The sequence below is a fragment of the Shewanella sp. FJAT-52076 genome, from assembly GCF_019457455.1.
GTDB lineage: Bacteria > Pseudomonadota > Gammaproteobacteria > Enterobacterales > Shewanellaceae > Shewanella > Shewanella zhangzhouensis.
Genome location: NZ_CP080415.1, coordinates 3,667,771 through 3,677,970, shown reverse-complemented (window position 1 = coordinate 3,677,970; position 10,200 = coordinate 3,667,771). Strand labels below are relative to the sequence as shown.

At 58.8% G+C, this 10,200-nt stretch carries 6 protein-coding genes; 3 read left to right on the top strand and 3 right to left on the bottom strand.

Annotated features, from left to right (window positions below; translation table 11 throughout):
* Position 1: 1 nt before the first annotated feature.
* Both K0H79_RS16275 and K0H79_RS16270 read left to right on the top strand, forming a co-directional pair.
* Complete coding sequence (locus K0H79_RS16275; protein WP_220076508.1) at positions 2 to 2,386, top strand: zinc-dependent metalloprotease; 2,385 nt, start codon at positions 2 to 4, stop codon at positions 2,384 to 2,386.
* A gap of 200 nt (positions 2,387 to 2,586) precedes the next feature.
* A complete protein-coding gene (locus K0H79_RS16270; protein WP_220076507.1) occupies positions 2,587 to 3,126 on the top strand; it encodes a hypothetical protein in 540 nt (179 codons plus the stop codon).
* Positions 3,127 to 3,265: 139 nt separating this feature from the next.
* Here the strand turns inward: K0H79_RS16270 and K0H79_RS16265 are convergent, their stop codons facing one another.
* Both K0H79_RS16265 and K0H79_RS16260 read right to left on the bottom strand, forming a co-directional pair.
* Positions 3,266 to 6,343 carry an efflux RND transporter permease subunit gene (locus K0H79_RS16265; RefSeq protein WP_220076506.1) on the bottom strand — a complete coding sequence of 1,026 codons (3,078 nt, stop codon included), beginning with the start codon at positions 6,341 to 6,343 and terminating at the stop codon, positions 3,266 to 3,268.
* 1 nt (position 6,344) lies between these two features.
* Complete coding sequence (locus K0H79_RS16260) at positions 6,345 to 7,421, bottom strand: efflux RND transporter periplasmic adaptor subunit (protein ID WP_220076505.1); 1,077 nt, start codon at positions 7,419 to 7,421, stop codon at positions 6,345 to 6,347.
* Between the two features lie 132 nt (positions 7,422 to 7,553).
* On the opposite strand from K0H79_RS16260, the gene K0H79_RS16255 reads away from it, so the two are divergent.
* The gene (locus tag K0H79_RS16255; RefSeq protein WP_220076504.1) at positions 7,554 to 8,486 is read left to right on the top strand and encodes a LysR family transcriptional regulator; all 933 of its coding nucleotides are present in this window, start codon (positions 7,554 to 7,556) and stop codon (positions 8,484 to 8,486) included.
* 191 nt (positions 8,487 to 8,677) lie between these two features.
* On the opposite strand, the gene K0H79_RS16250 is transcribed toward K0H79_RS16255, so the two are convergent.
* Positions 8,678 to 10,045 carry an MATE family efflux transporter gene (locus K0H79_RS16250; RefSeq protein ID WP_220076503.1) on the bottom strand — a complete coding sequence of 456 codons (1,368 nt, stop codon included), beginning with the start codon at positions 10,043 to 10,045 and terminating at the stop codon, positions 8,678 to 8,680.
* Between the last annotated feature and the right edge of the window lie 155 nt (positions 10,046 to 10,200).

Below are 10,200 nucleotides of genomic sequence, written 5' to 3'. Positions count from 1 at the left end.
GATGAAACCCTCGACTCTCGCCCTGGCGCTATTGCTTGCGAGCACACCGGTCATGTCAGTCTGGGCCGCCGAAAATCCGGCAGCCATTATCAAACAGAGCCAATCGGCCAGAGGGTTTCTGAATTTCCACTACGACAACAGGGGCGAGGTCTTTGTTGAGGCCAATCGGCTCAATCAGCCGTTTTTGCTGGTCACCAGCCTGCCCCAGGGCGTGGGTTCCAACGATATCGGCCTCGACCGCGGACAGCTGGGCCGCACCCGCATGGTGCAGTTTGAACGCATAGGCCCGGATCTTATCCTGCGTGAGCTCAATACCCGCTATCGTGCAGGCAGCGACTATGCCCCTGAGCAGCGCGCGGTAAAAGAGGCCTTTGCCGACTCTATTTTGTGGCGCGCCCCCGTACTCGATGGCAAAACGCCGCTCGCTCCCCTGAGCGCCCTGGTACTCAATGATCTGCACGGGGTGACTGACTCTCTCAAGGCATCGGGGCAGGGCAGTTTCAGTCTGGATAAATCACGCTCGCTCATCATCCCCGAATACGTGAAATCCTTCCCCAATAACAGCGACGTGGACGTGCAGCTGACCTTTGCCGGCGCCGAGCCCGGTGCCTATGTGGCTCAGGTAACGCCTGACCCCAAGGCGATTTCCATCCGCATGCGTTTTTCTTTTATTGTCCTGCCTGAGTCAGGCTATGTGGCCCGCGACTACCATCCGCAAAGCGGTTATCTGTCTGATGAGTATCTGGATTATGCCAGCGCCATCGACTCCCCCGTGGTTAAGCGCCACTTGCTGCGTCATCGCCTGCAAAAGCAAACGCCCGGCGCGGCACCCTCTGAGGTGGTCGAGCCCATCGTTTATTACCTCGACCCGGGCGTGCCCGAGCCCATCCGCAGTGCGCTCCTCGACGGTGGCCGCTGGTGGGAGGAGGCCTTTAACGCGGCAGGTTTTATCAATGGCTTTAAGATGGAGCTGTTGCCCGACGATGCCGACCCCCAGGATGTACGCTACAACGTAGTGCAGTGGGTGCACCGTGCCAGCCGCGGCTGGTCCTACGGTTCGGCCATTGCCGACCCGCGCACCGGCGAAATCATCAAGGGCCATGTGACTCTGGGTAGTCTGCGGGTGCGACAGGACCACCTGATTGCCCGTGGCCTCACCGCCGGCTGGGAAGACAGAGACGCTGCCGCCAAGGCCGCCGGGCATCTGGCGCTGGAGCGCATTCGTCAGCTGTCGGCCCACGAGATTGGCCACACCCTGGGGCTGGACCATAACTTTGCCGCGTCCAGCAACAACAACGCCTCTGTGATGGATTACCCCCATCCCATGGTGACCCTCAGCAACGGCAAAATCGACATCAGCCAACCCTACGTGCCCGGCGTGGGAGCCTGGGATAAGTTTGCCATCGCCTATGGCTACGGCGACTTTGGCGACAGCGAGGCCGCAGGCCTGTCTACCCTGCTGGCCGAGGTACAGGCCAAGGGACTGAGATACATAGGCGAGAGTGATTCCCGAAGCCCGGATGCGAGCCACGCCTATGCCAGCCTGTGGGACAATGGTGCCGACCCGGTAGCCGAACTTGCCCGCCTGCAGCAGGTGCGGCAAAAGGCGCTGGCAGACTTTAATCCCGATGCCTTGCTGCCCGGCGAGCCGCTGGGCGAGCTGGCCGACAGCCTGGTGCCTATTTACCTCCTGAGCCGTTATCAAATCGAGGCGGCCGCCAAGCTGATTGGCGGCACCGACTATGGCTACGATGGGGTTTACAGCTGGCATTATGTGGCCCCCGAGCTGCAAAAACAGGCGCTGGGCACCCTCTTGGCCACCCTGGACACCGCCGAGCTGACCCTGTCCCGTGAGTTGGTGGAGTCGCTGCTGCCCAAACAGGGTAACTACAGCGCTGGCCGTGAAAGTTTTGCCTCGGGTCTTGGCATAGTGGCCGACCCCCTTGGTATGGCCGAGGTGCTGTCTCGTCATACTCTCAGGGCGCTGCTGGCGCCCAAGCGCCTTAACCGTGTCGAGCAGGGATTCCAGAGCGACAGCGAGCAGCTGTCGGTGAATGAGCTTCTGGACAAGCTGATGGCGGTGACCCTGTATCAGGAAGGCAAGACAGGCCTTGAGCGCGGCGTCTGGATGCGCCTCAATGCGGTGGTGATAGACACCTTGCTGGAGAGCTTCCACCACGAGGATACCAGTGCCGAGGTCAAGGCAGTGCTGGGGGCCAAACTGGCTTACACCATCAAGCAGCTGGAGCGTAAGGCCAGCCGCTCCAGTGAGGCCGATGCTGCCCACTTCAAGTACCTGGCGCTGGGCGTGGCCAGGGGGCTGGACGATGCCAAGGTGCGTATTATCACCAAGCCGCTGCCCATGCCACCCGGCTCGCCCATTTAAGCCGTCAGCACTGCAAACACAAAAGCCCGCCATGCGCGGGCTTTTTTCTTGTCAGGATACATCGACGGCCCGGCTTTCAAGCCGGGATATTCATCATGGGATGTGGCCGATAAGTCAGCCTTTTGCCTCACGCCAGTCACAGCCTTGGCTGTTACTATGGTCGGCCACACCTCCCCCTGTCAGCTTCAAAGGATTGAACCATGACACGACTGGTTATTTTGCTGTTATCCATGGTGGGCGCTTTTTTCGCTTACCGGGAATTTTTTGCCCCCCTGCCGCTTGAAAGCCATTTTCTGGCCAGTGTGCCCGTAAAGGTGCGCATGTTGCCCCAGCCCAATACCGCCTCCAAAGTCACGGGTGACATCAGCGTTGAGCAGGTTGTCAGCGCCAGGTCGCCCCATGCCGATATGACACTGCTGGTGCTGGCCATGGGCACCGCCTACGAGGTGTTTGACGAGCAGGACATTAATGCCTTGTCCCGTGAAGATTTGAGCAGTTTAAGCCGCCGTTTCGGCACAGACACAGGCTTGAACGCAGCGCTGGTGCGGCGTGGCTTTATCGAACATCAGGGTAAGAAGGGCTACGAGCTGGTGGTAAATCTGGGTGAGGATAAGGGTGAGATGGTGCAGCGCATCTATACCCACGACAACCATCTACTGATGCTGATGGCAAGTTACGCCTCCGATGCCAGGGAGCGGAAAACGGCCATGGCCTTTCTCGACTCGCTGGAGTTTCTCTGACCGGCTCTTTGCCGGTTATCCACTAAACTGCCTGCCCACTCCCATAAATGAAATGACCGAACAGCAGGCAGCTCGGTCGCGCCGGGAAGCGTTTTTCTGTGGCGACGCCCCTTGGCCGCCGCTGGTTTAGCTTATGGGACTATGGCCGTGGGTCGCCTCCCATCTCGATTTTAAAGAACAGGCTGTAGATCAGCGGCAGCACTATCAGGGTCAGCAGCGACGCAAACCCCAGACCGAAGATGATGGTGACCGCCATTGAGCCGAAGAAGGCGTCTGTAATCAGGGGGATCATCCCCAGCATGGTGGTAATGGCCGCCATCATTACCGGACGTACCCGGCTGACACAGGAATCCACCAGGGCGGCCAGGGCCGACTTACCTGAGCTGAGCTCCAGATTTATCTGATCCATCAGCACTATGCCGTTTTTGATAACCATGCCCGACAGGCTCAAAAGCCCCAGCAGTGCCATAAAGCTGAAGGGGGCATCGAACAGCAGCAATCCTGCGGTCACGCCTATCAGGGCCAGGGGCACCGTCAGCCAGATGACTAGGGGTTGGCGCACCGAGTTGAACAGAAATACCGTGATTAAAAACATCACCAGATAACCCATGGGGATGGAGCTGAATACCGCTTCCTGTGCTTCGCCGGAGGACTCAAATTCGCCGCCCCATTCCAGGCTGTAGCCCGCAGGCAGGGGGATGGCTTCTACCTTGGCCTTAACCTTTCTCAGTACCGAGTCGGCGGTTTCATCCGAACCCAGTTTGGGATCGGCCATCACCGTCAGTACCCGCTTGCGATCCCGGCGCATCAGCAGCGGGTTTTCCCATTCGGTGGCAAAGTCGCTCACCAACTGGGACACGGGCACAAAGCTGGCGTGCTCCTGACTCCAAATCTGTAACTCCCACAGGTTGTCAGCCTGCAGTCGCTCGTCTGCCGGCGCTCTGGCTAATATGGGCAGCGAGTGGCTGGTCTCGCGATAGAGACCTATCTGCTTGCCGCTGAAGTTGAGCAGCAGCGCCTGATCGAGATCCTGCTTGCTGATACCACTCTCCCGCGCCCTGGCGGTTTGCAGTTGTGGCCGGATAAGCGCCACCTGATTGCGCCAGTCGTGGCGTATGGCATCCATGGTGGGCTCGGCGCTGAAAATGGCCTCTGCCTGGGCAGCCAGACTCCTTAAGGTCTCGGGGTTATCACCGTAGAAACGGGCCTCAATCTTGGCCGCCGGTGAGGGGCCGTTTTCCATCTTGGTTAACCTGAATTGAGCCTGGGGATATTCCTGACGCAGGAAGTCTTCCAGCAGTGGCATATAGGCCCCGAGTGACGTCAGATCCCGCATCTCCACTATCAACTGTGCATAGGCTGGATAGGCCTTCTCCGGCTGATAGGGCAGCACAAAGCGCTGGGCGCCCTGGCCTATGACTGTGGTTATTTGCTGCAGGCCCGAGTCTGCCTGCTGGTTACGGCTCAGCAGCGTCGTTTCTATTGCGGCGGTGAAACGCTCGGTCGCCCTGATATCCGTGCCCTCAGGCATCCAGACATCGACGAAGAAGATAGGGGTGTTCGATGCCGGAAAGAACACATTCTTGATGTGGCCAAAACCCATCACCGCCGATACCAGCATGGCCAGCACCAACGCCAGGCTCGCGAGCCGAAAGCGCAGGGCGAACATCAGCACGGCGCGGTACAGGGTAAAGAACCAGCCCTTATAGGGATCGGCTTCATCCTCCGCAGGCGGCGTATCTTTGAACAGCAGATGGCAAAAGAAGGGCGTGAGGGTGATTGCCGTTATCCAGCTGATAAACAGAGAAATCATCAGCACCTGGAACAGGGAGCGGCAAAATTCACCGGCGGCATTCTGCGACAGGCCTATGGGGGCGAAGGCGATAATGGCAATGACGGTTGCTCCCAGCAGCGGCCACTGGGTCTGGGCCACTATCTGGCTGGCGGCTTCGAGGCGGCTCTTGCCCCGGCGCAGGCCTATGAGTATGCCCTCGGTAACCACAATGGCGTTATCCACCAGCATCCCCAGTGCAATAATCAGCGCCCCCAGAGAAATGAGCTGCAGCTCTATGTTCAGCAGCTTCATCACTATGAAGGTGCCCAGAATTGTCAGCAGCAGAATCAGTCCCATCAGCAGGCCGGATCTCAGCCCCATGAACAGCAATAGCACGGCTATCACAATGGCGATGGATTCGAGCACATTGATAAGAAAGCCGCTGACCGTCTCGTCCACCGCCAGACCCTGGTTGTAAACGGTATCCAGCGACATGCCCAGAGGCCGCTCTGACTCCAGTTCCACCAACCGTTTTTGTATGTCGGCCGCTACCTCAACCACGTTCACGCCGCCGGAAAAGGCGATACCCAACGACAGGGCATTCTGGCCCTGGCTGCGATACAACTGCTCCGGGGTCTCGTCATACACCTTGTCAATATGGGCAATATCACCCAGATGGATAAGCTCCGGGCTGCCCTGGGGGCTGACAATCAGCCGCGCCAGATCCTGCACGCTGGTGAACTCGCCGGTGGGGTGAATACGGATGCGATTGTCACCCACCAGCAGGCTGCCGGCGTTGGACACCACGTTTTGATTCTGAATAAGGCCATGGATATAGCTTTGATCCAAACCAAGGGCCGAGAGCTTTTGCTGGGATATTTCGACCACGACCTGTTCGGTCACCTTACCGGCCACCGACACCTTTTTCACTCCGGGCACCAGCACCAGTTCACGGCGAAGTAAATCGGCATAGTTGCTCAGCTCGCGGTTGCTGTAATCGGGCCCGGACAGATTAAGCAGTATGCCGAACACGTCACCGAAGTCGTCCATCACCCTGGGGGTGCCCGTGCCCGGCGGCAATAGTCCGGCACTGTCATTGACCTTGCGACGCACCTCATCCCACACCTGTGGCAGGCTATGCTTGTCATACTTGTCTTTGATTTCTATGCGGATCTGCGACAGCCCAGCGCTGTTGATTGAGTTGATGTGCTTGATGCCGTCCAGCTGCTGCAGGGCGTCTTCAAGGGGCAGGGTCACCTCTTCTTCCACCTGCTCCGGTGAGGCGCCCGGATAGGGGGTAATGACCAGGGCTTCCTTGATGGTGAACTCGGGAAACTCCAGCTGGCCCAGGCCGCTGAAGGCAATGGCGCCGCCCAGGAGCAACAGCAGGGCGAACATCCAACTGATGACCTTGTGGCGAATCGAATATTCAGCAAGATTCATCTCAAACCCCACGTTGCCAGTGCAATGGCTTTACCTGCATGCCCGCACTGAGCTGGCTTATACCGGCGCTGACGATTTGATCCCCGCGTTGCAGACCGCTGAGCACTTCTATGCCCTCGGCGCGCACCCGTCCCAGGGTAACGGGTACGGCATCGACCTGACCTGAAGTGGGCTGGTAACGCCATACCCGCACCAAACCGTCGGCATCGCTCTTATCCAGTGCCGACACAGGCACTACGGCGATGGGCTGGCCATCGCCATCAAGACGGAAGCTCAGCTCGGCACTCATGCCGGGCAGCAGTTGGACAGCGTCCGGCTGGGGCAGGGAGAACACCAGTTCATAGGCCTGGGTGCCCGGGGTTATTTCAGTGGAGTATTCCTTGAAATTGGCCTTGAAGCTGTGGCCGGGAAAGGCGCTGAAGCTCACATTGGCATCCAGTTTCGCAAGCCCGCTGGTTTGTTTCAGGTCGGCCAACAGGCTCTCGGGCACCTGCACACTGACATCCAGCAGGCGGTTATTTTGCAGCGTCAGCACCGTCTGATTGGGCTGCACCTGCTGGTGATTGTCCACCAGACGCTTGGCAACCGTGCCGGAAAAGGGCGCGGTCAGCTGGGTGTAGCTTAGCTGGTCCCGAGCGGCAGCCAGCGCCGCTTTGGCGGATTTCAGTTGGGCCTGGGTGGTGTCAAATTCGGCCTGGGAAATCAGCTTGCGTTTGAGCAGCTCGGCCTTGCGCTCATAATCGGCGGCCAGCAGCTCATGCTCCGCCTCCCGGGCCATCAGATTATTGCGTGCATCCCTGTCATCGAGGCGGGCGAGCAGACTGCCGGCGCTGACACCCTGACCCTCCACCAGCGTCAGCTCGGTCAGCTGGCCCGAAATCCGGAACGCCAGGTCGGCGCGACTGTTGGCCGTTACCCGCGCCGGGAAACTGCGCTGGCCCCCCGCGTGGGGATCTTCGATGGCGAAGAGTTTCACCGGACGGATTGTCGGCCCGGGTATGGCGCTCTCGGCCTCCATACAGCCGCTGACGAGCAGGGGCATGGCGAGTGCGAGTGGAATTATCAAGCGGGTTCTCATCGGCGCTGTTCCTTATGGGGCATGTTCAACAGGCGCGAAGATAGCAGTTTAATCTGTTGCTAAAAACGGGATTGTTTGGAATTATTGGTTCCGAAAATTGCAACTGTTGTTGGGCGTGGAGAGCGCTGAAACATGAAAACCGAAGATATTGCCCTGTTCCACCGCATCGTTGAGACCGGCAGTTTGGTGGCGGCAGCGGACCTGCTCAACCTGCCCAAGTCCACCCTGAGCAGGCGTCTGCAAAGCCTGGAGGAAGAGCTTAAGGTCAAGCTGTTTCATCGCCAGGCTCGGGTCATCAGCCTGACTGCCGCCGGAACTCACTTCTACCAAAAGTCTCTGGGAATACTCTCACAACTGGATGAGACCCTGATCGAGCTGACCGGGGACGATGCCGAACTCAGTGGTCACCTGAGGATCCAGATGTTCCCCCTGCCCGAAACCGCTATCCTGAACCGGCTGATTTTCCGCTTTATGGCGCTGCATCCAAGGTTGACGGTGGAAGTGATAGACAGCACCGAAGTGGTCGACATGGTCAAAGCCCACCTGGATGTGGCCTTTCTGATTGAAAACTCAATCGAAGGACAGGACCTGGTGGCAAAACCTGTGCTGACCACAGAGCTGGGGTTCTTTGCCAGCCCGGAATACCTGGCCCGCTGCGGCGAGCCCCGTACCCTTAGCGATATGGCTGACCACAATGTCGCCCTGTATCGGCTGGTCAACGGCCGGATATTCAATGAATTTGAGGTGGGCATAGGGCCGGAGGAGGTCAAGGTCAAGGTGCAGGGCAACTTCTGCACCAACAATCTGGTCTTGGCAAGGGAGTATGCCCTGCTGGGCAAGGGCATAGTCTATTTGCCGGCGGAAATGTGTGACGCCTATCTGGCCACGGGACAACTGCGGCAGCTGTTGGCCAATTATCAACCCTATGTGGGCGAGTGCTTTCTGGTGTATCCGTCAAGGCGCTTCGTCAGCCAGGCGTGTCGCCGTTTTATCGACTTTGTTCTGCAGGAGCTGACGCCGGACGGCAAACCCATGTCGATGCGCAGCGCCGTCGAGCCAGGTTAATTGGCGCCCGATAAGCTTTCAAAGGCCGGAATCCAGGGTGCTGAGGGGGATGGTGAAGGGTGGGTTGTGAATGGTGAATGGTGAAGGGGGAATAGGGAATAGGGAATAGGGAATAGGGAATAGGGAATAGGGAATAGGGAATCGGTAGACTGTAATCGGTAGACGGTAGACGGTAGACGGTAGACGAGGGCCTAGCTCCTCGCCTTCGCGCCCGCGCCCGGCACATTGTCAGGCTCTGTCACCCGGCTGGCGAGGTAGTAACAGGCCATGCCCATCAGGGCGTTGGTTACCGGCAGTGCCACCATCAGGCCTTTTACGCCATAGAGGAAGGACCCCAGGGCGCACAGGGGCAGCATCAGCAAAAACAGGCGGCACACATTGATAATCAGCGACGCCAGCGGCCGATGGAAGGCATTGAGGGCGGTGGCGGTGATTATTACCACCCCCAGCGGACCATAGGCGGCGGGCAGGGCGATAATGTAAAACGTCAGCCATTCCACCACCTTGGGCTCATCACTGAACAGGCCCGCGATGGGGCCTGCCAGCAGCAGCAAGGGCAGATACAGCAAAAACTGAAACAAGAGCACAAAGCGCAGCGACATCATCAGCGCATCCCGCGCCCGCTGGTGCTGCCCGGCGCCGAGGTTTTGCGCCACAAAGGGCATCAGGCTGGATGACAGCGCCATCACCACAATGAGCAGCACAGACTCCAGCCGGGTGCCCGCGCCAAAGGCGGCCACGGCGCCGTGGTCGATGCGGGCCAGCATGGCCATGATCACCGCATTGGCGATGGGGTTCATCAGGTTCATCAGCGCCGCAGGCTGGGCGATATGGGCCAGTTTGCGCCAGTTGTCCTTCAGCCTCGGCCAGGCGATTTCGGTGAGCGCCAGCATGTGCCGCTTCACAATCAGCAGGTAGCTTGAAAGCGACATCGCCAGCACCCAGGAGATAACAGAGGCGATGGCCGCGCCCTGAATTTCCAGCCGTGGGAAAGGCCCCAAACCAAAAATCAGCAAGGGGTCAAGAATCAGGTTGATGATGGCGGCCAGGGCCATGATCTTGGCCGGTGACTTGGTATCGCCGGTGGAGCGCAGCCCCTGATTACCCACCATCAAGAGCACCAACAGCGGGCTGCCCAGATACCACACCAGCATGTATTCATGGATAAGCGGCAGGCTTTGTTCGTTGGCACCCAGCAGACTGAAGAGGGGGTCGATAAACATCAGCCCCAATGAGGCGATCGCGCCTACGATGGCAAAGGTCAGCAGCAGGGCGTCGTGCAAAAACACCTTGGCATCGGGGGCATGGCCCGAGCCAATCAAACGGCCGAGATTGGTGGACACCCCGGCGCCTATGCCCACGGCAATGCTGGACAGCACCAGGGTAACAGGGAAGGTAAAGCTTATGGCGGCCAGGGCCTCGGTGCCCAGCTGGCTCACAAAAAAGGTATCGACCAGGCTGAACCCCAGTATGGTTAAAATCCCCAGCATGTTGGGCAGGGTCATTTTTAAAAGCACACCTGCTATGGGTGCTGTTAAAAGGCCGTGTCTGTCTTTCATTGGGGCCGGGTCATCTCTTCTTGCGGTTCGAGGCGCGATTCTAGCAGGAATGACGCCCGGGGATGGAAATCCAGGCCAAAAAAATCCAAAAAATTTTGTAAATCCCCCTTGAGACCGCGCGTCCCTGTCCCCATATGGTACTCATCAAGCTGCTC